This window comes from Actinoplanes sp. NPDC051494 (assembly GCF_044454705.1).
Taxonomy (GTDB): domain Bacteria; phylum Actinomycetota; class Actinomycetes; order Mycobacteriales; family Micromonosporaceae; genus Actinoplanes.
On sequence record NZ_JBITDZ010000009.1, the window covers coordinates 1 to 23,652 of the forward strand.

A 23,652-nucleotide genomic window follows, 5' to 3' on the forward strand; every position below is an offset into this window, starting at 1 on the left:
ACGCCGCCAGCGTTCGTCCTGAGCCAGGATCAAACTCTCCAATAAAATCCATGGAAAATCATCCTGGCAACAATACAAATTGTTGCCAAAGGAAACCAAACCAATCCGAAGACCAGCCTGGCTAAAACCAATTGGCACTGGCTTATCTAGCACCCTGTTGAGTTCTCAAAGAACAACCACACACCACCAAACTTACCGCCTCACTCGGCGGCCCGTCCGCGGGGCACTCGTTCAAATTTACTAGGTCTTCCAGGCCCTGTCAACCGGTATCTCCCGGTTCGTGCCGTTCGTACCTAGCGCACCCTTCGTTCCGGGCCCGGGGCGGCGCTGCACAGGGCAGCATCGCTACGATCCCGAAGTACGAAGGATTTAGCAGGACGGCCGGAAGCTGATCTCCCTGTTCCCGGTTACCCGTTCCCAGTTCGCTTCGCTTGCCTCGCCCGTTTCCCTGCTGGCTCGCAAAACATTACCCGGTGGTTTCCTGCGCTCCAAATCGGCCCCCCGTGTCGCGCGCCACAGGTTTCTGACCTGCAGAAACACTGATTTCAGGCTCGCAGGCCACCGCGCACCGTCCCGAATACAGGTACAGAGCGCTACGACTCCGCACGCCAGAGGGAGCCAGCAGGCCCAGTATCTCCGTCGCACCGGCCAGATCGGCGGCGCACGCCCGTGGTTGAGGGAAGACCCAGAACTGGACGGCAAGTATCTACGTAGGAGAGCGGGTCGTGCGTGCGAGCGGGGGTGCAGGGGATCTCGGGTCGACTCGAACGAGGAGAGCCGGCTCGGCTTGCAGAGCGGTTGGGCGAGGCAAGCGCCAGCCATGAACGCAATGCAGGACCAGAAGCGACCGCCAGCGCCGGCCGAGGAGGAGAGGAAAAGCCCAAGCCCAAGCCATGATGGGGGTGGGGACGGCACTCGGCTGGGGAGTTGGCTGGGGCTTCGTGCTTGCTTGAGGGGACGGACGGGTATTGATCAGGTTTCTTGACTGGGAGGACACATGGTCGCCGTGACACCGGTGGATCGGCTGGCGCCGGGGGACCATGCCTGCCTGACGTATTCGGATACTGAGGAGCGGCTCGACATCCTGGCCGCGTTTGTGGCTGCTGCTCGGTCGCGGGGTGACCGGGTGATCTGTTACACCGACGTCGCTGATGTTGATGATCTGCGGGCTGAGCTGCTGGGCCGTGGCGGTGCGGATGGGTCCGCGCCGACGATTCTGCCTATGGAGCGGTTGTGGGGCGGCAGTGTGGGGCCTGATGCCGAGACGATGGTGGAGCTGGTCGAGCGGGAGGTCCGTGCCGCTCTGCGTGACGGGCACAACGGGCTGAGCGTCACCATCGACATGTGCTGGGCTTCGCGGCCTCAGGCCAATGCTGAGCAGCTACTTGTCTTCGAGTCGGAGATCGGGCGCCTGTTCGAGGGCGGCCGTCTGACCGCTGTCTGCGAATACGACCGGGAGACCTTCGACCCGGTGACCCTGGGGTACGCGGCTCGGGTGCATCCGCGGACCGTGACGGCCACGGTCTATCACGAGGATCCGGTGCTCCGGATCTGCCGTCAGCATGTTCCTCCGGGAGTACGGGTCGCCGGCGAGCTCGACTACACCCGTGCGGAGGCGCTGAGCGACGCCCTGGCCGAGGCCGTCCGCCTCGATCGGGACATCCACCTGAATCTCAACCAGCTGGGTTTCATCGACGCCGGGGCTGCCGCGGTGATCCTGCGGACTGCCGCCGGGTTGCCTGATCAGCGGCGGATGGTGGTGGTCTGCCCGGAGCCGATCGAGCGGACGTTGATGATCGCCGGTGCCCGGGAGGTTCCGTCCTTGCGGATGCTGGTTCGTCATGGCGAACAGTGAGGTGACCGGGCAGAGCACCGGGATCGTCGACCTGGCTTTCGTGGGCGGTGACCTGTATTCGCTGCGTAGCACGGTCGCGGCTCATGTCACGGGGGCCGCTGACGACCGTACGGCGGAAAGTGTGGTGTTGGTCGTCCATGAGCTGTGCAGCAATGCGGTCCGGCATGGCGGTGGTGGGGGACGGCTGCGGATCTGGCTGGCCGGCGGCGCTCTGTATTGCGAGGTGAGCGACAGTGGACCGGGTCTGGCAGAGCCGGACCGTGCCGGGCGGACGCTGCCGGCACCGTCGTTGCCGGGTGGGCGCGGCCTGTGGATCGCGCGGCAGATGTCGGATCTGACCATCACCACGGGTGACACCGGCACGACGATCACGGCGGTTGTCGCACTGTAGAACTGGGACGTGACAGTGAGCGGCCGGGTGTCCCCCGGATACGAGCGGGTCAGGGATGCGTTCGACGCGCATCCGAGCGGCGGGTCGGCGTTGTGCGTGCTGCGGCACGGTGAGGTGGTCGTCGATCTGCGGGAGGGCTGGCGCGACGCCGCCCACTCCCGGCGGTGGGACGCGGAGACCCTGGTCAACGTCTATTCGGTCGGCAAGCCGTTGATCGCTCTGGCGGTGCTGCTGCTGGTGGAGCGCGGTCTGATCGCATTGGACGATCCGTTCGCACGGCACTGGCCGCGTTTCAGGACCGAGGTTTCGGTACGCCAGGTGCTGACGCATACCGCCGGCCTGGTGACTTTCCCCGTTGCACGCGACGCGGCGGCATGGGGCGACTGGGACCTGTTGTGCGCGGATCTGGCCGGGGCCGACCCCGAGTGGCCGCCGGGCACGGTCGCCGCCGAGCACGCGTTGACGTACGGGCATCTGCTCGGTGAACTTGTGCGACGTGTCACCGGGCGCGAGCCGGCCGAGTTCGTCGCCGCGGAGATCGCCGGGCCCTGGCGGCTCGACCTCGGTTTCGGGCTCGGGCCGGCGGCGTTGGATCGGTGCGCGGAGCTGGAGTTCGACCGTCCGGACCGCCCGGAGCTGATGCGTGGTGAGCCGGGTTCGGTGCGGGCCCGCGCGGTGGCCAATCCGCCCGGTGCTCGCGACCTGGCCGTGGTCAACAGCACCGGATGGCGTACGGCTGTGGTGCCCGCCGTCAATCTGCATGCGACCGCCGAGGCTGTGGCGCGGATGTATGCGGGCCTGCTCGCGGGTGGTGAGCTCGGGGGGCGTCGGCTGCTCGGGCCGGCCCTGGTCGAGGAGATGATGTCGGCGCAGTTCACCGGCATGGACCACTTCATCGGCGGCGAGACGACGTGGGGTCTCGGGGTGCAGCGCGACACCGACGGGACCTGGGGAATGGGGGGTCTGGGCGGCAATGCGGGCTGGGCGGATCCGGCCCGTGGACATGCCGTCGGATACGTGACCCGGGTGCTCGGCGATTTCACCCGCGTCGATGCGTTCGACGCCGCAATCTCCTCGGTGCGACTTCTCAGCTGACCCGCGCCCCGACCGATTCTGAACCCCCGCGGAAGAGGAACACCTAGAGGGGCGGTGGTCATGAGGGGGCGATGGCAGGCAGGGCTGGTGTCTGCCATCCTCATGGCCGCCGCCTTGGCGTTGCCCGGGGCTTCGTCCGCGGGAAGCGCCGGTCTCACCGCGGCGCCGGCACGCACCCGGGCGATGTGGCTGTGGGGTGATCAGCCCGCGTCCGAGGTCGTGGACTGGGCGGCCCGCAACAGGGTCTCGGAGATCTTCGTGCATGTCTCCCCCGCGGTGCTCACCAACGGTGACCTGGGGCGGATGCAGGAGATGAAGGAGCGGGCCGATCCGCTCAAGATCAAACTACGGGCGCTCGGCGGGGACCCGGCCTGGACCACCGATCACGCCGCGGCTCTCGCGTGGCAGCGCACGGTGGTGTCGACCGGACTCTTCTCGGGCATCCATCTCGACGTCGAGCCGTACCTCACCGACGGCTGGACGACGGACCTGGACGCAACGGTCACGTCCTATCTCCAGTTGCTGGAGAAGATGCGCGGCGCCAGCACTCTCGCTCTCGAGGCCGACGTCCCGTTCTGGCTCGGTGAGCACACGACCGGGCGCAAGAACGTTGCCGACGAGGTGCTGAAGCGGGTCAACGCGGTCACGATCATGAGTTACCGCGACACCGGGACCGGGCCGAACTCGATGCTGTCGATCAGTCAGGACTGGCTGGCCCGCGGTAAGGCGGCCGGCAAGCGGGTGCGACTGGGCGCGGAGACGGAGCGACTCGCCGACTGTCCGCATTGCACGTTTGCGGAGGAGGGCGCGACCCGCCTGCGTGACGAGCTCGCGAAGGTGGATGCGGCGACCCGCAAGACGGCGGCCTTCGCTGGGATCGCCGTGCACCGATACGGCACGTGGCGAGCCCTTCCGGCCTGACTTTCCCGAGCCGGACAAGGTTTTCGCAGGTCCTACCGGCCATCAACGGACGAACGCAACAGGCCGGTAGGACCCACTTTCCATCCGGCGAACCGGACGGAAACCTCATGGCCTCAGCCAGACCGCTTCGTCGCGATGCGATTCCAGCGGTCCCGGATAGTCGAGGCCTGACCGCACCGTATCCGCCAGGCGCCAGGGTTGGTGGACAGCCTTGCCCTGGATCGACGACAACTCCGGTACGTAGCGACGAACGTACTCGCCGTTGGGGTCGAAACGCTCCGCCTGACGGATCGGATTGAACCGGCGGTAGGGCTTCGTGTCGTTGCCGGTGCCCGCGACCCACTGCCAGTTGCCGGAGTTGTTCGCGACGTCGCCGTCGTTCAGCCAGCGGAAGAACCACTGCACGCCGTGGCGCCAGTCGATGCCGAGGTGTTTCGTCAGGAACGCGGCGGTGATCAGCCGGGCACGGTTGTGCATGTAGCCCTCGGCTCGCAGCTGCCGCATGCCGGCGTCCACCACCGGCACCCCGGTGAGACCGTCCTGCCAGTGCTTGAGCGCATCCGGGTCGTCGCGCCACTCGAGGTCGCCGGACTTGCGATAGGCCTCCGTCGAGATCTTCGGGAACGCGGACACGACCTGGTAGTAGAAGTCACGCCAGCAGAGCTGACGGACGAAAGCAGCCGGTCCGGGACCGTCCATCGCCCGCGCCGCATTCGCCACGACCAGCGGGGAGACACAACCGAAGCGGAGGTACGCGCTGAGCCGCGACGTTCCGTCGGCGGGCAGGTCATCGTGCAGGTCGTCGTAGGGCCCGACGTGTCCCAGCCAGGTCTTGAGCCGTCGGCGCCCCTCGGTCTCCCCGCCGTCGAGCGCGTCCGGCGATTCACCCTCGGGCAGGGCGGGCAGTTGTCCGACAGTGACGCCGGGCGGCAGGGTGATCGCCCGAGGGGTTGCCACCTCGTCGCGCCACTTGGCGGCATCCCAGGCCCGGTAGTAGGGGGAGAACACCTTGTAGGTGCCGCCGCCCCCGCCCGGGCGCACGTCACCGGGCGGCACGACGGCCGTGCCCGGGAAGAGACGCAACGAGATGCGCTGGGCATCACACTCCTCGCGGAGGCGCTGCTCGCGGCGACGGGCGTAGGCGCTGATGTCCTCGGTGAGGGCTATCCCGTCCGCCTCCACCTCGCCGGCGAGCCGCAGGGTCTCGGTGACCGGATCGCCCGTACGGATGACGAGGTCTCCGCCGCGCGAGCGCAAGCTCTCCCGCAGGTCGGCGAGGCACTGATGCAGGAAGCGGGCCCGGTTGGGCGAGAGTTTTCCCAGGTGTGGGTCGAGCACGAACAACGGCACGACCGACTCGGCGTTGGCGCACGCCGTCGCCAGCGCGGGATTGTCATGAACCCGCAGGTCACGCGTGAACAACACGATCGCGGTGCGCATGTCAGCCACGCACCAGCTCGGTCACCGGCGTCCCCGGCCTCGTCAGCAGGGAACGGGCCGCCACCCTAACCCGGGTCTGATGGGGAACCGTGGCGCGGCGCCGGAAGACGTCGTAGTCGGCGGCGACGACCTCGTCGAGGATCCCGGCGTAGAGCTGATAGGCCGTCCGCATGCAGGCCTGAGAACCGGGCAGCAGCAACGGGATGCCGGGCGCGGCAGCCGCGTAGTGCTGGTCGGCCCGCGCCACCTCGGCCTTGATCAGCTCTTTGATCGCCGGGGTCGAGCGGCCGGCGGCCCGGGCGGCCAGCAGGTCCGCGCGGGTCACCCCGAACTCGGCCAGGTGCTCGTCGGGCAGGTAGGTGCGGCCGCGGTCGAGATCCTCACCGACGTCACGGATGAAGTTGGTGAGCTGGAAGGCGATGCCGAGCTGGCGCGCGGGTTCACGGGCCGCGGCGGGATCGCTCGACCCGAGGATCGGCAGCATCATCGTGCCGATGACAGCGGCCGAACCCTCCATGTATTCGAGCAGGTCGTCGTAGGTGGCGTAGGACGTCACGGTGAGGTCCATCGCCATGCTGTGCAGGAACGAGTCGAAATCGCCGACGCTGAGACCGAAGACGGCGATCGTGTGCAGCACGGCGGGCAGCAGGGGGTCGTCACCGCGCTCGCCCCGCAGTCCGGCGACGAACCGGTCGGACCACTCGGTCAGGCGCGCGGCGCGCTCCTCGGCCGGCAGGTCCTCGGTGCGGTCGACGATCTCGTCGGCGTAGCGGGTGAATCCGTAGAGCGCGTGCACGTGCCGGCGCTTCCAGGCAGGCAGCAGACGGGTGGCCAGGTAGTAGGTGCGGCCGTGGGCTCGGTGCAGCTGCCGACACCGCTCGTAGGCGGCCTCAAGATCGGTCTCCACCTCAACCCCTCTCAATAATGCGATCTTGCCGACTCAAATAAATCGACTCACGAATCGACGCAACACGCAGCCTACGGTAATCTCCTCCACGTGGCCAACGACATGCTCGAGGGAAGATCCCGCTCCGGGGTCCCTCATCAGACGCGCCCGGCGGACGGGCTGGTGACCGCCGTCGAGGGGACGCTGGCCGACTTCCTGACCTGCCAGATCGCCGCCCTGGACGAGGTCGATCCGGCCCTCGGCGGGTTCGCTCGCACCACCCGCGACATCGTGCTGGCCGGCGGCAAACGACTCAGGCCGGCGTTCGCCTACTGGGGCTGGCGCGGCGTCGTCGGTTCCCGGGAGCCGGTCGGGCCGGTTCTGCCCGCCCTCGGCGCCCTCGAGCTCATGCATACGTTCGCGCTGGTGCACGACGACGTGATGGACCAGTCGGCGACCCGTCGCGGGCTCCCGACGGCGCACCGGCTGTTCGCGGCCCAGCACACCGGCGAGGGCCGGATCGGCGACGCGGACCACTTCGGTTCGACCTCGGCGATCCTCGTCGGCGACCTCTGCCTCGTCTGGGCCGACCAGCTCCTGGCCCAGACCGCACTGACCACCACGACCCTGTTCGCCGTCCGGAGCCGTTACGACCGGATGCGGATCGAGGCCGTCGCGGGGCAGTATCTCGACGTCCTGGGCGAGAGCCAGCCCGCGGAGTGGTCGCTCGAACGCGCGCTGCTGGTGGCGCGTCACAAGACGGCCAGTTACACGGTCCAGCGGCCTCTGCAGTTCGGGCTCGCGCTCGCCGGCACAGCGCACGACGAGTCGGACGCCATCGACGACGCCTACCACCGGTACGGCATCGCTGTCGGTGAGGCCTTCCAGCTCTGCGACGACCTGCTGGGGGTGTTCGGCGACCCCACGATCACCGGCAAGCCGGCCAGCGACGACCTGCGGACCGGGAAACCCACCGCCCTGCTGATGCTCGCGCGCCAGCTCGCGACCCCTACCCAGCGCGCCGAACTGGACATGGACCCCGCACTCGCGTCCGAGGACCCGGCCGCGCTCTCCCCCGCCCGGATCGCCCGTCTCGCCGAGGTGATCGCCGAGACCGGCGCTGTCGCCCAGGTCGAGTCCCTGATCATGCAGCGGGTCGAGCAGGGGCTCGCCGCACTCGCCGACGCACCCATCCATGACGAGGCCCGGGCGGCACTGACCGACCTGGCTGTCAGCACCACCCATCGGCCGTCATGATGAGAAAAAACGACCCATCGCCGCCGGCGACCCCCTGCCGGCACGGCATACCTCTGGAGCTGGTGACGTGCGAAAAGTAACCGGACCGACCGACCATGTCGTCGTGGTCGGCGCCGGGCTGGGCGGCCTCGCCTGTGCCCTGCACCTCGCCGGCGCCGGGCGGCAGGTGACCGTCGTCGAGCGGGAACAGGTCCCGGGCGGACGGGCCGGGCGGCTCTCCGTCGACGGCTACGAGTTCGACACCGGGCCGACCGTGCTGACCATGCCCGAGCTCATCGCCGAGCCGCTCGCGGCCGTCGGTGAGAACCTCTCGGACTGGCTCGAGCTGACCCCGGTCGACCCCGCCTACCGGGCCTACTACCCCGACGGTTCCACACTGGACGTGCTGACCGACACCGTGCGCATGGCGGCCGAGATCTCGCGGGTGTGCGGGCCCCGGGAGGCCGACGGCTACCTGCGCTTCGTCGAGTTCGCCCGGCGGCTGTGGAACCTCGAGCGCGACAACTTCATCGATCGCAATCTCGACACCCCGCTCGACCTGATCAATCTCAACCTGGTGAAGCTGCTGGGCATGGGAGCGTTCCGGCGCCTCCAGCCGAAGATCAACCAGTACTTCCGGGACCCCCGTACCCAGCGGATCTTCTCCTTCCAGGCCATGTATGCCGGGCTGGCGCCGCACGACGCTCTCGCGATCTACGCGGTGATCGCCTATCTCGACTCCGTCGCGGGCGTGTTCTTCCCGAAGGGCGGCATGCACGCCGTCCCGAAGGCACTGGCCGGCGCCGCGGAGAAGCACGGTGTGCAGTTCCGCTACGGCACGACCGTGACCAGCGTCGAGACGACCAACGGCCGGGCGACCGCGGTGATCACCGATTCGGGGGAGCGCATCGCGGCGGATGTCGTCGTGCTCAATCCGGACCTCCCGGTGGCCTACCGTGACCTGCTGCCCGAGTCGCGACGCCCACGGAAGCTGACCTACTCGCCGTCGTGCGTGGTGCTGCACATCGGCTCGGACCGCTCGTATTCCAAGATCGCGCACCACAACATCCACTTCGGGTCCCAGTGGAAGGGCACGTTCCAGGAGGTCATCCACCAGGGCCTGCTGATGAGCGACCCGTCCCTGCTGGTCACCAACCCGAGCCGCAGCGACCCGTCAGTGGCGCCGGAAGGCAAGCAGAGCTACTACGTCCTGGCGCCGACGCCCAACCTGGAAGCCGCGGACCTCGACTGGAACGGCGCTCTCGGCCGGCGGTACGCCGACGAGCTGCTGGGTGTGCTGGAGCAGCGCGGCTACATCGGCTTCCGGGACGGGATCGAGGTGGAGCGCATCATCACTCCGGCCGACTGGGCAGACCAGGGCATGGCAGCCGGCACCCCGTTCGCGTCGTCGCACACGTTCACCCAGACCGGCCCGTTCCGGCCCAGCAATCTGCACCCGACCCTGCCCAACGTCGTGTTCACCGGCTCAGGGACACAACCGGGCGTCGGCGTACCCATGGTGTTGATCTCCGGGAAGCTGGCGGCGACCCGCGTCACCGGGCCCACCGGCGGGGCCGGCATCCTGGTGGGGAAGGCCTGATGGGCGGGCGCGAGAAACACCTCGTCGAGCTCGTCGACCAGGACGGACTCGCGGTGGGCCAGACGACCGTCGACGAGGCGCATCAGGCCCCCGGGCAACTGCACCGGGCCTTCTCGGTGTTCCTGCGCGACCCCTCCGGCCGGGTGCTGCTGCAGCAGAGGGCAGCGGCCAAGACCCGGTTCCCGTTGCGGTGGGCCAACACCTGCTGCGGGCACCCTCTGCCCGGTGAGTCCCCCGAGGTCGCCGCTCAGCGCCGGCTCGAGGAGGAGATCGGCATCCGCGGCGTACAGTTGTCCGGCCTGGGCGTGTATTCCTATTACGCGGAGGATCCGTCGACCGGGCGCGTGGAATACGAGTACGACCATGTCCTGCTCGGACACGTGCCCGCCGCGCCGCCCCTGCTCCCGGACCCCGACGAGGTAGCCGACGTGCGCTGGACCTCCGTCGCGGACCTCACGACCGCGATAGCCCAGGACCCGCGGGCCCACGCTCCCTGGCTCGCCGGGGTCACCGAACGCCTCCAGCACTTTCTCTCCTCGACCGACACGCCGGAGTGGTCAGGTGGCCGATGAGGCCCTGACGGCCGGAGCGGTGGCGCGCCGACTGGGAGTTGCCGTCACCACGCTCAGAACCTGGCACCAGCGCTACGGCTTGGGCCCGAGCCACCACGTGCCCGGTCAGCACCGCAGGTACACCACCGAGGACCTCGACCGCCTTCAGGTGATGCGGCGGCTGACGGCACAAGGAGTGGCGCCCGCGGAAGCAGCGGCGTGGGCCCGGCGCGCTCCCATGCCGTTCGACGACCCGCTGCCCCGGGCGCTGTCCGAGATCCTTCCGCTCCCGGACGCCAAGGTGGGCGAGGACGACCCGCGTCCCACCATCGACATGGTCTGGATGGACGCCAACGACCCCCTGACCGCCGCGGTCCGGGACGGCGGCGGCCACGCCATCCGTACCGGACGGGCCGGACCCGCCGCCCGGGGCGTCGCCCGGGCCGCCATGCGTCTCGACGCCCCGGCACTGCGCGACATCCTGGAGATGACCGTGACCAGCCGCGGCGTCATCGCGACGTGGGACGAGGTGATCACGCCGGTCCTGATCGGTGTCGGCGAACGTTACGAGGCGACCAACCGCTACATCGAGGTCGAGCATCTGCTGTCCCGGACCGTCACCGAGGTCCTCGGGTCGGTGAGCCGGCCCACGATCCACCAGATCCCCCGGGTCATGCTGGCCGCCGCCGACGAGGAACACCACACCCTCCCCCTCGAGGCACTGGCAGCGGCCCTGGCCGAGGGGGGAGTGCCGAGCCGGATGCTGGGGGCCCGGGTACCCCCACGAGCTCTTGCCGATGCGGTCGCCCGTACCGGGCCCTCCGCGGTTGTCCTGTGGTCCCAGCTGCCCCAGACCGGCGATGTGTCCCAATGGGACACGTTGCTCGCCGGCAGACACGGCCTGCTCCTCGCCGCGGCAGCCGGTCCCGGCTGGCCCCATACGGGCCTCCCCGACGGCGTCCGGCGCCTCGGCAGCCTGGCCGAGGGAGTCCGGCTGGTCACCGCGGCCGCCACCTGAAAATCCGTTGCCCGCGGCCCGCTTCCCGAAGAAGATGATGGGCATGGGTCAGTAGGTAGACACGCACGCACGGATTGACGACGGGTCGAGTCACTCCCCGTCCTCTCCGGCGTGCCGTTCGAAGCCCGCACCGCGTGAGCCGTGCGGGCTTCCATCACGCGCGACGAGATAGCCGGCGTCGCGCCCGTCGGCGTGCTCCCTTCCGGACGCCGACCGTCTGCCATCGGACCCGGGAGGCGATTCGCGGTGCCTCCCCCGCCAATCCTGGATCAGCCCTGCCCATGAACAGTTACGGGAAAGCGCTGTGGGTGGTCAAAGAACTCGGCCTGCCCACCATCATCAAAGCCTGCGTGACCTGCAGAACCACCCGGCACCACCACCCCACCGGAAAATTCCGGATCAACGCGAACGGCAAACTCCTCGACGTCTGGATGCTGATCAGCTGCGACCACTGCGACCGTACGTCCAAGATCCCCGTCCACGAACGCATCAACGTGAAGGACCTCGATCACGAACGACTGCTGACGTTCGAGAACAACAGCCCGGCCCTGGTGCGTGATCTGACCATGGACGCGGCCCTGATGAGCAGAGCCGCCCACCGGCTCGACTGGACCGGCACGTGGGAGCTGGAAACCGACATGCCGTTCCACGACATCAGGTCCCAGGGCCGGGCGCCGCTCGAGGTCCTCGTCAGATTCGAGCTCCCGGTCCCCGTACGGGTCGAGAGACTGCTCATGGCCGGTTTCCGCCTCAGCCGCTCCGCGGTGCGGGACCTGGTCGGATCCGGGCGCATCCGCCTGCCCCGGCCCCTCGACGCGAAGGCGCACGAGGACTTCACCCTCTTCGTCACCAGCGACGGGTCGTGATCGACCGCCCTCAGATCCCGGCCCGGGATCTGAGGGCACTTCGCGTGACCTGCGCAAATACGGGTGGCGGCGGTTTTGTCCGGGCCTGGCGAGAAGAAGAAAACGTGTCGGGCACCACACCTGGCCCGCTCCAAGCCGGCGGGCAGACCTGTTTTCCCTGCTCAGAGGCCTCTCATGAGGCATCCGGATACCGGTTTGGATGACGGGCCCCGCATCACGTATGCTTTCCAAGCCTCAAGCGGGGCCCGGTTGGGGCCGACGCCGCAGGATTTGCAGAATGTGCAATGATAGCGGAGTTGCCCTCATCGTCTAGTGGCCTAGGACGCCGCCCTTTCAAGGCGGTAGCACGGGTTCGAATCCCGTTGGGGGTACGGACCGGACACGGTCAGAGCATGTGTAAAGTACGACCAGTTCGGCAAGCAAGGCAAGGTTTTAGCAAGGTCCTGTGGAGCAGTTGGAGTGCTCGCCGCCCTGTCAAGGCGGAGGTCGCGGGTTCAAGTCCCGTCAGGACCGCCATAAGCCAGTCGCAAGCATCATCTGCGGCAGGGGCCAGGTAGCTCAGTTGGTACGAGCGTCCGACTGAAAATCGGAAGGTCGGCGGTTCGACCCCGCCCCTGGCCACTCAAGCCTCTCGCCGGGCTTTGAGCATCGCCCACCAGCGGAAACGCCGGTGGGCGTTTTGCTGTCCGGGCCCAGATGCACGCGATAGTGCTACCCGCTGGTGACCCTCGATTTCCCTTGATCACCGTCGCGTGGGGCACGCCCGGTGCACGCCGTCCGGGACCTCTGCGCCTCCACGGACGGGTGATGCTCCTGGGGCTGGTTGACTAACCTGCCCGCATGAAAGCGCCGGCAATGAGTGCCCTCGCGGCCTGGGTCGCCCTGGTGATCGGACTCGTCAACCTCTGGTACAGCGTGGGCCGGGCCTACTTCCGCGAGAGGAAGGCGAGTCCCGCTGCCCAACTCGATCTGCTCGACTTCCAGACCAAGACGGGCTGGACGACCGACGTCCGCATCGTGATCACCAGCCACGGGCCGGCGGTGAAGCAGAAGGTCGACGTCCAAGCCTTCGACGGAGACGGCATGTCCCTTGAACTGACCGACCCCGACGTCAGCGCCCTGTGGCCGAGGATGCCTTTTAACCGCCTTCACAACGGCCAGTCGCCGTACCTGACGCTGAGCCGTGGCATCGAGACCCGAGACCCGTCAGCGCGCTCATTCGATGGCACGACGGGCGCACCCGACAGCAGACCCGCTCAGTCGACCTGTCGTACCGCCGCGTGACTTAGCTCCCAAAGCCATCCCGTCCGCCGTCGACCCACACACCGTGGAGCGGGGCTGCCCCAGGGCGTCCAGGTGGCGCGCCCAACCGGACGAACGACCTGGACGCCCTGGGGCAGGTCTGCTCGGCTCCGCCTGGGGCGACGGTGGGCGGGATGGCTTTCCCCATCCCAGAAGCCAGAGAGCCCCCGCCGGAGGCTGTGAATGAATCTGAGCGTCTCGCCCGAGGTACGGCCGGCGTGCCGGCCGATGCCGGCCGGAGGCCGCCAGCAGGCCGAGCGCGTCCGGCCGCGCCGCGCTTGCGCGGCGCCTTGATTCAGAAGAGACAAATTCGGCAATGCAGCCATGGAACAACCTGTCCCGTCACGGCTGATGCTTGACAGTCGCGTCCCACCTGATTGCTTGACATAATCACTTTTCGGTTTCTTGGTCTCGTGTAGTTGCGGTAGCTCGAGGTTGGGGGGCCGGGACTGGCACGGGTGGGGATGTCGATCGTTGAGCAGCGGTATCAGGCATTGATGGCGGTCCTGGCCGGCGACAGCGTGACTGAGGTGGCGGCGAAGGCCGGGGTGTCGCGGCAGAGCGTGCGTACCTGGCTGCGTCGCTATGGCGATGAGGGACTGGCCGGGTTGCAGGACCGTTCGCATCGTCCGGACGGGTGTGCTCATCAAGCATCACCGTAGGTCGAGGCGTTGGTATGTGAGCTGCGGCGGCAACATCCGAAGTGGGGTGCCCGCCGGATCGCATTCGGGCTCACCCGGCATAGCTGTCCTGAGGGTGAGGTGCCGTCGCGGATGACGGTCTATCGGATCCTGATCCGTCACGGGTTGATGAGTCCGGCCCGGCGGCGGCGGGGCCGTAAGGACTATGTGCGCTGGCAACGGGACCGTGATCGCCGCGGTGTTACGTCAAGCGATCGGCCGGGCGGTCTGTCTCGCCTTCGCCCAGGCTCTGACCGAGTTCGGGGTCGCTGACCTCGGCCGATATTAGCCGGCTACGGGGCGTCCGCCCCGCCGGACCGCCACCACAACCCACCAGCGGGCAGGTACAGGTCCAGCGCCGGGCGTCGAACTCCGGGGTGGTCATGGTCGTCGGCCAGAAAGTCGCTCTCGGCTGGGCCCACGCGGGCAAAACCGTCACGATTGAGGTCACCGACACCGACCTGACCATCCACACCGACACCGGACCACAAACCGTCCGACGCACCACCGACCAGAACCTCCGTAGCATCAAAGCCCACCGACCCCGCAAGGTCAGCAACAAAACCTAGACCAACCGTCAAGCAACACCTGGGACGCAAACGTCAAGCATCAGCTGGGACTAGCCACGCTACGGGAACTAAACGTCTTGACACGGTCGATGCTTGACATTTGCGTCCAAGCTATTTGCTTGCCATGATCTCCGTTCGCCCTATTGATGACACGTTGTCCCCTACGGATAGGGGCCTGAACTATCCACGGCGCCGACCATTTTGATCTTGGTAGGAGCAAATAAAAAGAAGCAGCTATTTGATATTCGGAACTATTATCTCGCAAGTGTAGATCCAGATAAAAATAACTGATCCAACAATAAAGACAACAATATAGGTTTCATACCAGCGAAAGAAGTTGTTTAAGCGTGGCCGGTGTCGAAATCCGCGGAAGACGATCTGATCTGTAAGGTCACATTCCTCGTGGCGATAGTCCAGCCAATTCAACAAACCTACAACTACCAACAGAACCGTGCATAGCGCAACAAAGGTAAGTAGCCATACTATTGCCAAAGTCGCCGACTTCGCCGCCGCCGGCGCAATTTCCCACTTTCGGTATCCAACAAACAGTGACAATCCGGCACCCACCAGAACTGTCGCTAGCGTTTGATAAATAGCCAAAAATTTGTAGACGTTATCGTTCACCGTGTGCAATTGTTGCAGAATGAATTTATATCGCTCAAGCTGCACTGCCTCGCGTCGAACGCTCGGACGCATGCGCACAGGACCATTACGTTGCGCGGATCGTCCCGAAGGCATCTTCCACCTCAAATCTCTCGCACCGTGCACCTTGAGGCCTATTTATCACCAAGGCCCGAGCCCGCCCACCAATATCGCCACTCTTAGTTCGCAATTCGAACTCGGCTTCGCCGGTTGCTCCGTAGCCACGCGTATGGGCATTATTCAAGACTTCGGCAATCGGCACGCCCCATGCTTTTGAGATAGCCTTGAAGATATACCGCGGCGTAGACATCACAGCCCATTTCGAATAGAAATACCAATGCTGCCCTTCCATCCATTGGAATAAAATAGTGGAATCAGGGTCGCTCGAGTAGTCGAATCTCGGCTGAATGGGAACATAAGATTCGATGTATTGCTCCGTGAGTAGGACATTGTTCGGAAGCTCGATTTCTTGCCCGTTCCAGTAACTGACAATTTTGCATTTCCCATCATCTTGCCCGAACACCATAGCGGCTGTCGAGTCGGCCAGCACAATCTGATCCAGATTCGACGCCCATTCCTCCATGTTTGCGAGGGCAAGCGAGCCAATCTGCAAGGTCCCACAACTCAAATGGTCGGCCGGATCGTTGAAGTACCGTGCAACGGAGGCCGCAGGAAGTGATCCCAAACTTTTTTCGTTGCAGAGCGCAATTAGTTCACGTTGAGTCCCGATCCATCGAGCAAGATCCGTGTGATTTGCGTATGGGTATGCCTCGGATCGATCTGCGCGGATCGGCTCGCCAGTCATCACACCGACAAGACCCCTTAAGTTGTTCGCCTCGAACCCGCCAACATACACGGAAGCACCTGAATAACGGACGTAATAGTTGTGCATTAAATCCGTTGATACATCCATCGGATCAGCGTCCACCATTGCACGTCCGATTGTCTCGCCGGAGGAGTCCAGAATGGGTTGGGCATACGTAGCGAAAAGGCTTCGGGTACGCTCTCGAGATGAACCCATTCGGTGGACTTGCTCGAATTCAGATGGGTGGAGACGGTCGTAGAGTTCTGTGTTGGAAAGAAACTTCCAATCATTAGCTCTGACCACACGCACAGGACTAGCGTCAGCAGGCCCCTGAACCGCAATGTCGACATCAGCCAGAGCACATAACCGCGCAATTCTTAGACGTAATACTTCGGACACAGTAAGTGTTTTTTCTAAGTCTCCAAGTTCGTAGTCCCAAAGGATGCCTTCTTCAACATCTAGTGGATTCTTTTTTAGCTTTGCCGAAATAACGGTGCCACCAAAACGCAGCTGTTCGTCCAGCTCCGCATTTCGCAGTACAGGCCTTGCTTGGAGGCCTTTGCGGAACTCAAGAACATAAGTTTGGTCTGGGGGATCAAAATACTTTAGGCTTCGAACAGTTACATCTTCGGCTGCCATGAACACAGCATAGAATCCGATACCAAAACGACCGGTCGATCGATAACCTTTAGCCAGCAGACCTGGATACTGGGCAACCATGTCTCCTGACTGCCAGAACGACCGACCGAAGTCGGTGAGTGCAGCAACTAATGTCCCAGAGTCCATGCCAATACCTTGGTCACGCACCTCCAAAGTAAAAGATTCTCCCTCAGCATCATCTTGCTGCAGAATGACATTAACGACCGCGTCGCTACCGCCATGCATGATTTGCCGTGCGCGAGTTGCATCAGCTGCGTTCGCAATTAACTCACGGAGAGGTGCAATATTTTCAGATCCGTACAGGGCTCTGCCACCCAAGGTCGCTACTAAACTTGGCACGTTCGAAACACGGAGACTGGCATCAATTGGCTCCCACTCGTCAGTAGGAACGTATTTCGCAAATCGAGCCGGCGAGTCAGCCCCTGCGACCGATCTGGCGGCGAAACGTGTTCGGCCAATGTCTGCACATAAAGCATCGACACGACGCAGTTCATTGTCAATCATTTTGATGGTTTCATATGCGAGCCACCATGCGCCGGCTTGTTCGCTCGTGAAGTGATCTGTGGAAGTATACTCAAGTCGATCACCAACGCGCCTTGGCCTCATTAATCGTTGCTGAAAGTCCCAATGTTCCCGCGAAGGGCCGACTGGATTGCGGAACGCATGCAGAAAAGTCGGTGCTCGGCGACTGTCTATATGTGCAGCATCGGCAAGCCGCAAGATGCAGGCAATCTTTAGGGGATCAACTTGCCACTCTGCAGGGTAATCAGCTAGCGAGCCTCTGATCTGTCCAAACTTGATCGGAAGTTGATCTGCGTCCCACCAATGACTATGCGCAATGCTTCCAATGAGTGGGCCATAGGCTTGTCTGAGCTGCGCATCTTGAAGGAGATAAAATCCTTGGCGATTCGGGAGCTGGAAAAGTTCACCTATGAGGCGTTCTGCACGCTTGGCATGACGCGATCTTAAAATAGCGACTAAAGCTTCCTCTTGAGCTTGTTCCTTAAGGGCATCGTCTATCTTTTCTTCCTCCTTTTCAAGCCTAGAAATAATTGTTAAGTAAGTATCCTCAAATGAGGGATCCTTTCTCAGTTCATCAATTCCTCCCGGATAGGCCACCAGACCCATTCCAATATCATGCATTAAAAAGCTCCCACCGAGGACAAATGACTCAGCAGGATTTAGTTCCACATCATCACCGCAAATAATCGACGCAACATCCCAAAGCGCGTCGATATGATTAATCGAATGGTCGGTGAACATCGGCATAGACTGGGAGATTTCGCCAGCTAGCGGCTCGACTGTCTCACGGAATTGCAAGTACGCATGCCGCAAGGCGGCCCTTTCGCGGCTTACTAAGTCGTTTTCACATTCGGCAAGTGTTCGCTGCCATAACCGTGTGCGTTCAAATGATTGCAGCATCCACACTCCATCAGGCACTCTACGAGTCAATCGTCTGATCCACTATATAACACAAAGGACGGTCTGAACGATCTACATATAAAACCTGCCGTTATTGACACTCTTCGATTAAATTACCTGATCACGGGAGGAATCTGGTGGTAGTAGGAGGCACTTGAGACATCGCACCCTCACATCGGTTGAACAGCACTCGTTCCGTGTCTCGGTCAGTGGCTACGTGCGTCTTCGGTCTTGATGCTAAGCGGCTCGTTACCGCTTAGCATCAAGAGGCGAGGCGTCCAGACCTATGTGTCGCGGCAGCAAGTTGATCCTCATGGCAACCACCATGGAAGATTGGAGGAGTGATCGCTAGCCCTAACGCCGAGTGGTGGACCACGTCTGACGTCGCCGCGTACCTTGGCGTTCAGGTAGCAACTGTAAGCGGGTACCGGAACCGGGGCCAGATGCCGGAGCCTGACATGAAGTTAGGGCGGACTCAGGCTTGGAGACCGTCTACGATCATCGAGTGGCAAGCTCGACGGCCTCGGCCGGGCGTCGGTGGCCGGCCTGCTGGTGGGGATGGGTCGCCTTAAGGTGTGACCATGCGTCGCTCTTCGGGTCGTCCGCCTGCACCGCCGTTGACTGCCCAGCGCGCCGCCGGCCTCCTCGCTGAGGCTTGTGAGGCTGTCGGTCTAGATCCGGGCGGCGCTCGGACCATGCGGCTCGGGGAGAACGCGCTCTTCCATCTTCCGGCGGCATCGGCTATCGTGCGGATCGCTCGCACGATGGAGTATTGGTCTGACGCAGTTAACGAGGTCAACGTCGCTCGCTGGCTTGGTGAGCTAGGCTTTCCGGCTGCCAGCGTGCTCGACCTGGCGCAACCGGTCGAGGTGGCTGGCCACCCGGTGACGTTCTGGCGTTTCATCGACGGACGCGACGGCGGCCGGAACGATATCGGCTCGCTGGGCGGCGTACTTAGAACCCTGCATGCGCTACCACGGCCGGCGTCCTTCGAGCTGCCTGACGAGAACATCCTGGGAAGAGTCGAGTCTCGGATCTCGACAGCGCCGATCTCGTCCGACGACCGCCGGTTTCTGCTTACGCTGTTCCAGGAGCTGAAAGACAGCCTCGACGCACTCGTTTTCCCGCTGGCTGCTGCACCGACTCATGGGGACGCGCACTCGGAGAACATCATGATCCGCGACGGCGAAGTAGTTCTGATCGACTTCGAGCGGTTCGCCTGGGGACAGCCTGAGTGGGATCTGGCCATGACTGCGACCGAGTACCGGTCAGCCGGCTGGTGGAGTGCCGAGGAGTATCAGGCGTTCGTTGACGCCTATGGCTACGACGTCACGTCCTGGACGGAAGGCTTCGAGGTCCTGCGGCGGGTGCACGAGCTCAAGATGACGACTTGGTTGATGCAGAACATCAACGAATCCTCGGAGGTCGCCGAGGAGTACCAGGTTCGGATGCGCACCATCCGGGATGGGATCTCGGCAGCCTGGCGGCCGTTCTAAGCGCGGAAGTGCGTCATCAGTGTCGGGGCTTTGGCTTGCAGGGTCTCGGTGAACTCGCGGACGCTGGGGTGGCCTAGGTACTTGCCGGCGGTTAGCGACTTGCCGAAGTCGGCGAGGTAGCGGAGTTGGCGGCTGGATTGCAGCGATCCCGCGAGGTCTACTGCTCGCGCGGCCATTGACACTGCTTCGTCGAGGTTGCCCGCCGCCAGGGCGCCATCGGCGTGCACGATGCTGATGAACGACTGCGTGCGTGCAGGGGTGAGTAGCCGGTCGACGGCCTGGGCGGCGAACAGTTGCGTCTTGGCGGCGTGGCCGAGGTCGCGGAAGCAGTGCGCTGTCTCGCCGGCCAGTTCCAGGGCGTCGAAGTAGTAGATCCAAGGTGGATCTTCTGCTCCTTGCCTGTTGGCGAACTCCCGCTCAGCCCGGTTCAGGGCTGTGGCACAGCCGGCGGCGTCGCCGAGGCTCGCCAGGGCGCGGGCTTCCATCGTGAGCAACATCGAGCTGACTGTCCTGGACGTCCTGCCGAGAGCGGCGTTCTGGGCGGCGCGGGCGTAGTGGACTGCTTCGTTGAAGTTGCCCAGGTAGTTCGCCTGGTGACTCAGGTTCGACAGGATCTGGCTGCCCATGAGCGGGTCGCCGGCATCGCGGGCCAGGCGCAGACCTTGGGTGAAGTAGCGCTGCGCGGCACCATGATGGCCTGCGTCGTACGCACTCCATCCGAGCACCTCCGCCGCGTCGGCCGCCGCCGCGAAGATGTCACGCTGGGCTGGCGTCGGTCTGCCGCGAGCACTCTTCAGAGCGGGGATGATCTCCGATCGCCAATAGGACAGGTGCATGTGCCGGGTATGCCCACCGCCGTACTGGAATTCGAGGGCGGTAAGGCTGCGGACGGTGGCCCGGATACGGTCCGCCCGCCCGTCGCTACCGCTTTCGAGATCCGGAGAGTCCTGCCAACTCGGCGTGGAGAATAGGTAGCCCGTAATGATGCTTGGCGCGGTAGCCGGGTCCCAAGGCGTCGAGAGCACGGCACTGTCGTCGCCGAGGTCAGCGGCGGTCATGCCGTCCAGGAGGTCGATCGCTCGCGAGGGTTCCGAGGGGTAGAGCGTGGCGTCCTGTACGAGGTCGAGACCGCTCCCCGTGGCCGCTGAGCCGAACCCAATTTCGTCGTAAGTGACTACTCGGCCGAGCTTGGCGCCCAGGGCGGCAGCGATGCAGCGGATCGTGTCGTCCTGTGGCTGGCTCCCGTCGAGCCAGCGTTTCACTGACGTGTGGTCCGGCGCGATGTTCACGCCGGCCCGGGTTGCTTCCGCCCTGACCCTGGCCGCAAGCCCTTTGTTCGTAACGGCGGCCTGCGTCATCGCGGCCTCCAGGAGCCGGTTCGGCACCTTCTTCACGGACACCCTTCCTCGCCACCTCCCGTAGCAGTAGCCGGCCGTCGCGGTGTGCGCCCTCTGGTGCACACGTGCACCCCCTGGTGCGCCCTCCCAAATGGAGTGAGGTGGCGCGAACCTTAAGTGGTACAGGCGATCGTACTCAAGGTGATCGAAACATCGCTCTCCCTAAATACAAAGTCAGCTTGCACAGTACACCTCGGGGCGCCCAGGGCGGCGCCCCCAACGGAGGGAGTTGGCCGGTCATGTTTCACGCCATCCCACCCACGGTTCATGTCCGCGACGGAGCGGCAGCATGAGTGCCGACCGAGTGCCGGCCACGTCTCCGGCCGACGGTTCAGCGGAGGGCCCTCGCCTCGGGGTGAGTTCGGGTGGGTGCACGTCGTGCGAGGGGCGGGGTTGGCGGCTGGCCGCGCCTCGGGGCTCGGCAAGGACTACTGAAGGCACGGTCCGTCTCGTTCGTCGAGTCTGCCCCGACTGCGCGCCGCTCACGACCAAGCCGCGGTAGGACGTCATAGCCTTGGACAGCCATGCGCTCCCCACTCCTACTGGGAGGACATGGTGAAGAAACGCCATAGGACCCTTTCGCCTCGGCAGCGTCGGTTCAGCGCACGGACCCGCAAGAGTCACGGTCAGAGCGGCCTGTGCGGTGGCTACCGAGTGCTCATCGGCTATCTGCCGGATGGTGAGGGCGGCTACATCACCTACGTAGCGGCCGATTTCCTTCCTCCGGTTGATCCCGACCTCGCCGTCCGGGATCTGCTGGCATCGATAGATCTTCCGTCCCGTATGCCCTGGACCTCGGTCCGCTGGCGGGATTCCGGCATGGCTGCACCTGGGCTGCGGTCGAAGTTGAGAGGTGTGCGGTGAACATTCAGATCGAGATCGACGGCAACGCGATCCACACGGCGGACGACCTGGTCGGAGGCAAGGTCTCCATCACAGTCATCGACTCGGACGACATTGACCCTGACGCGGACCTGGTCGAGCTTCATTCCGAGGACAGCAGCGGCGCGACATGCACGGTGCGGTTGTCCAGGTGTACGGCCCAGGTTCTTGCGCTCCTGCTCGGCAAGGTCGTCGACAGCGACCTTGGATTCCGACCCGCGTCGGTCGAGGAACTCGATCCGCGTAACGGGCACTCCCTCTCCCGGGACGCGCTACTGAAGGCGTTGCTGCCTCTCCCTCGCGAGGCAGAGATCGACGTCCAGATCGGGGCGGACTACCTCGCGATCACTGGACTCGGGCCAGGTCGCGGACCTGAGTCTGACTGGTTCGCCCTTCAGTGCAACCCGAACGATCTCACCAGCTTCAGGACCATCTCACCCGAAGGCGAGTAGAGATCGCGTGGCCGGGTTAGATGCCAGAAGGGATGCCTCGGCTTCCGACTGCGCAGGGCGTTGTTTAGGGTGTTGACAAGTCAAGTGGTCGTCCAACTGAGCAGACGGGAGGGGACGTGGCCATCAACGTTCGCCCACCGAAGTACGCGGTCATCGTCAACGCCGTCCAGCAGCGCATAGAGAACGGCACCTACCCGCCGGGCACGGGCATCCCCAGCGAAACCCAGCTCGTCGCCGAGTTCGAAGCGTCGCGGCCCATCGTTGTTCGGGCGCTCGGGATTCTCCAGCAGGACGGCTGGATCGAGTCCCAGCAGGGCAAGGGCCGGTTCGTCATCGGCCGGCCCACCGCTACTCCCCCGCGCCTCGACAGCCGGGCCACTGAGCTACTCAATCAGGGCGAATCAGCGAGTGTCAGCCTGCTGCGCGCCGGCACGATCATGGCACCTAACCGTGCCGCTTCCGCGTTGGAGCTGAATGCGGAGACACCGGTCATCGCGCGGCGGCGCCTGGTCATGGCTGAGATCGGGCCGGTGGAGTTGAACTCGCTCTACCTGCCGGTCGAGCTGGCCGCCGGTACGGATCTCCATAAGCCGGAGCCCATGACCGACGGCGTTCTTCAGCACCTGACTGATCGCAAGGGCCTCGAATTTGACCACGCGACCGAACGGATCTCGGCACGGCTCCCCACTGCGGAGGAAGCTGACCTCCTCGCCATCGGCAAGGACGATGCGGTGCTGACATTGCTGGTCACTGTGTTCGATCCGGCTGGCCGGCCGCAGCTTGCTGTCGATGCGGTAATCCCCGCCAACCGCCAGGAGATCGAAGCCTCGTTCCCGCTCCGCTGAGCTGTGCATAGATGGCCTTGACGAACGCTGCACGCGAGCTACACTCGCAATCATCTAACAAGTCAAGTTGTTAGGTTGCTAACTGAGTGGAGGCTTTGGTGATCCCCAGCTCGATCAAGATCCCGGTCCCGTGGGAGTACGTCGCGCCGCACGGTGCCCTGTGCCTCGGCGTTGAGCGGGCCACGGACTTCGACAAGCGTGGGCAGGACGACGACCAGCTCCGCGACAAGGACACAGGGCAGCGCGTGTGGCTCGTCAAGGTTCTCGACCTCGACCCGGAAGCCGGCAAGTTCGGCGCATCCAAGGAGTTAAAGGTCAAGGTCATCGCTGACCACCAGCCAATGCCGCCCACATCGGCGGTTCCCGGCTATCCACCGCTGGTGGAGTTCACCGACGTGACGCTCACGCCGTACGTGGATTCGCAGCGCTGTAAGGGCAACAGCCCGAAGTGCCGGGCGCGGCAGGCGTGGTCGATCCGTGCCGCCGCCATGACCGAACCGCAGAAGCTGGCCAAGCCGAAGGCGGCTTGAGCTGCTGGAACGCGTTGGGGGGCGGGATTCCTCCGGCAAGAGACTTCCCCGCCCCCGGCGCTCACCCCGCAACCTCGAACAGGAAGGGGCTGAGATGCCCACGGTAAACGA

The 23,652-nt window shown here is 64.6% G+C and carries 21 protein-coding genes and 3 tRNA genes; 19 read left to right on the forward strand and 5 right to left on the reverse strand.

The window, feature by feature from the left end; all coding sequences use genetic code 11:
• Positions 1–997: 997 nt before the first annotated feature.
• The 4 genes from ACIA6A_RS27520 to ACIA6A_RS27535 all read left to right on the forward strand — a co-directional run bounded on the left by ACIA6A_RS27520 (position 998) and on the right by ACIA6A_RS27535 (position 4,262).
• The gene (locus ACIA6A_RS27520) at positions 998–1,855 is read left to right on the forward strand and encodes an MEDS domain-containing protein (RefSeq protein WP_396100770.1); all 858 of its coding nucleotides are present in this window, start codon (positions 998–1,000) and stop codon (positions 1,853–1,855) included.
• The gene (locus ACIA6A_RS27525; protein ID WP_396100772.1) at positions 1,842–2,246 is read left to right on the forward strand and encodes an ATP-binding protein; all 405 of its coding nucleotides are present in this window, start codon (positions 1,842–1,844) and stop codon (positions 2,244–2,246) included. The genes ACIA6A_RS27520 and ACIA6A_RS27525 overlap by 14 nt, the downstream gene beginning before the upstream one ends.
• A gap of 9 nt (positions 2,247–2,255) precedes the next feature.
• Entirely contained in the window at positions 2,256–3,341 is a 1,086-nt protein-coding gene (locus ACIA6A_RS27530; protein WP_396100773.1) for a serine hydrolase domain-containing protein, read from the forward strand.
• Positions 3,342–3,428: 87 nt separating this feature from the next.
• Complete coding sequence (locus ACIA6A_RS27535; RefSeq protein WP_396100774.1) at positions 3,429–4,262, forward strand: hypothetical protein; 834 nt, start codon at positions 3,429–3,431, stop codon at positions 4,260–4,262.
• 105 nt (positions 4,263–4,367) lie between these two features.
• Here ACIA6A_RS27535 and ACIA6A_RS27540 read toward each other — a convergent pair whose 3' ends face one another.
• Positions 4,368–5,702 (reverse strand): cryptochrome/photolyase family protein, encoded by a 1,335-nt coding sequence (locus ACIA6A_RS27540; RefSeq protein WP_396101146.1) that lies wholly within the window; start codon positions 5,700–5,702, stop codon positions 4,368–4,370.
• A 1-nt stretch (position 5,703) separates the two neighbouring features.
• The gene (locus ACIA6A_RS27545) at positions 5,704–6,609 is read right to left on the reverse strand and encodes a phytoene/squalene synthase family protein (RefSeq protein ID WP_396100775.1); all 906 of its coding nucleotides are present in this window, start codon (positions 6,607–6,609) and stop codon (positions 5,704–5,706) included.
• Positions 6,610–6,699: 90 nt separating this feature from the next.
• Here ACIA6A_RS27545 and ACIA6A_RS27550 point away from each other — a divergent pair, with 90 nt between their 5' ends.
• The 11 genes from ACIA6A_RS27550 (at position 6,700) to ACIA6A_RS27600 (ending at position 14,410) form a co-directional block, all read left to right on the forward strand.
• Positions 6,700–7,845: a polyprenyl synthetase family protein gene (locus tag ACIA6A_RS27550; protein ID WP_396100777.1), complete on the forward strand. Its 1,146-nt coding sequence runs from the start codon at positions 6,700–6,702 to the stop codon at positions 7,843–7,845.
• Between the two features lie 67 nt (positions 7,846–7,912).
• Entirely contained in the window at positions 7,913–9,424 is a 1,512-nt protein-coding gene (crtI, locus tag ACIA6A_RS27555; RefSeq protein WP_396100779.1) for a phytoene desaturase family protein, read from the forward strand.
• Positions 9,424–9,996 carry an isopentenyl-diphosphate Delta-isomerase gene (idi, locus tag ACIA6A_RS27560; protein ID WP_396100780.1) on the forward strand — a complete coding sequence of 191 codons (573 nt, stop codon included), beginning with the start codon at positions 9,424–9,426 and terminating at the stop codon, positions 9,994–9,996. Before crtI ends, idi begins: the two co-directional genes overlap by 1 nt.
• Entirely contained in the window at positions 9,986–10,993 is a 1,008-nt protein-coding gene (locus tag ACIA6A_RS27565; protein ID WP_396100781.1) for a MerR family transcriptional regulator, read from the forward strand. Before idi ends, ACIA6A_RS27565 begins: the two co-directional genes overlap by 11 nt.
• Positions 10,994–11,274: 281 nt before the next feature.
• Positions 11,275–11,859, forward strand: a complete 585-nt coding sequence (locus ACIA6A_RS27570; RefSeq protein WP_396100782.1) for a DUF1062 domain-containing protein — start codon at positions 11,275–11,277, stop codon at positions 11,857–11,859.
• A gap of 298 nt (positions 11,860–12,157) precedes the next feature.
• A tRNA-Glu gene (locus ACIA6A_RS27575) sits at positions 12,158–12,230 on the forward strand.
• 68 nt (positions 12,231–12,298) lie between these two features.
• Positions 12,299–12,375, forward strand: a tRNA-Asp gene (locus tag ACIA6A_RS27580).
• Positions 12,376–12,406: 31 nt separating this feature from the next.
• Positions 12,407–12,480 (forward strand) — tRNA-Phe (locus ACIA6A_RS27585).
• A gap of 219 nt (positions 12,481–12,699) precedes the next feature.
• Positions 12,700–13,143 (forward strand): hypothetical protein, encoded by a 444-nt coding sequence (locus ACIA6A_RS27590; protein WP_396100783.1) that lies wholly within the window; start codon positions 12,700–12,702, stop codon positions 13,141–13,143.
• Between the two features lie 482 nt (positions 13,144–13,625).
• The gene (locus tag ACIA6A_RS27595) at positions 13,626–13,823 is read left to right on the forward strand and encodes a helix-turn-helix domain-containing protein (protein ID WP_396100784.1); all 198 of its coding nucleotides are present in this window, start codon (positions 13,626–13,628) and stop codon (positions 13,821–13,823) included.
• Between the two features lie 401 nt (positions 13,824–14,224).
• On the forward strand, positions 14,225–14,410 hold the full coding sequence (locus ACIA6A_RS27600; protein ID WP_396100785.1) for a hypothetical protein: 186 nt from the start codon (positions 14,225–14,227) through the stop codon (positions 14,408–14,410).
• 234 nt (positions 14,411–14,644) lie between these two features.
• Here the strand turns inward: ACIA6A_RS27600 and ACIA6A_RS27605 are convergent, their stop codons facing one another.
• A complete protein-coding gene (locus tag ACIA6A_RS27605) occupies positions 14,645–15,034 on the reverse strand; it encodes a hypothetical protein (protein WP_396100786.1) in 390 nt (129 codons plus the stop codon).
• 85 nt (positions 15,035–15,119) lie between these two features.
• The gene (locus tag ACIA6A_RS27610; protein WP_396100787.1) at positions 15,120–17,939 is read right to left on the reverse strand and encodes a hypothetical protein; all 2,820 of its coding nucleotides are present in this window, start codon (positions 17,937–17,939) and stop codon (positions 15,120–15,122) included.
• Positions 17,940–18,634: 695 nt separating this feature from the next.
• Between ACIA6A_RS27610 and ACIA6A_RS27615 the strand changes: the two genes are divergently transcribed.
• The gene (locus ACIA6A_RS27615; protein WP_396100788.1) at positions 18,635–19,435 is read left to right on the forward strand and encodes a phosphotransferase family protein; all 801 of its coding nucleotides are present in this window, start codon (positions 18,635–18,637) and stop codon (positions 19,433–19,435) included.
• Here the strand turns inward: ACIA6A_RS27615 and ACIA6A_RS27620 are convergent.
• On the reverse strand, positions 19,432–20,829 hold the full coding sequence (locus tag ACIA6A_RS27620) for a hypothetical protein (RefSeq protein ID WP_396100790.1): 1,398 nt from the start codon (positions 20,827–20,829) through the stop codon (positions 19,432–19,434). The two genes, ACIA6A_RS27615 and ACIA6A_RS27620, sit on opposite strands and share 4 nt — an antisense overlap.
• Positions 20,830–21,692: 863 nt before the next feature.
• Between ACIA6A_RS27620 and ACIA6A_RS27625 the strand changes: the two genes are divergently transcribed.
• The 3 genes from ACIA6A_RS27625 (at position 21,693) to ACIA6A_RS27635 (ending at position 23,541) form a co-directional block, all read left to right on the forward strand.
• Positions 21,693–22,166: a hypothetical protein gene (locus ACIA6A_RS27625; RefSeq protein WP_396100791.1), complete on the forward strand. Its 474-nt coding sequence runs from the start codon at positions 21,693–21,695 to the stop codon at positions 22,164–22,166.
• Positions 22,167–22,282: 116 nt separating this feature from the next.
• The gene (locus ACIA6A_RS27630) at positions 22,283–23,011 is read left to right on the forward strand and encodes a GntR family transcriptional regulator (protein ID WP_396100792.1); all 729 of its coding nucleotides are present in this window, start codon (positions 22,283–22,285) and stop codon (positions 23,009–23,011) included.
• A gap of 86 nt (positions 23,012–23,097) precedes the next feature.
• A complete protein-coding gene (locus tag ACIA6A_RS27635) occupies positions 23,098–23,541 on the forward strand; it encodes a hypothetical protein (protein WP_396100793.1) in 444 nt (147 codons plus the stop codon).
• Positions 23,542–23,652: the final 111 nt, after the last annotated feature.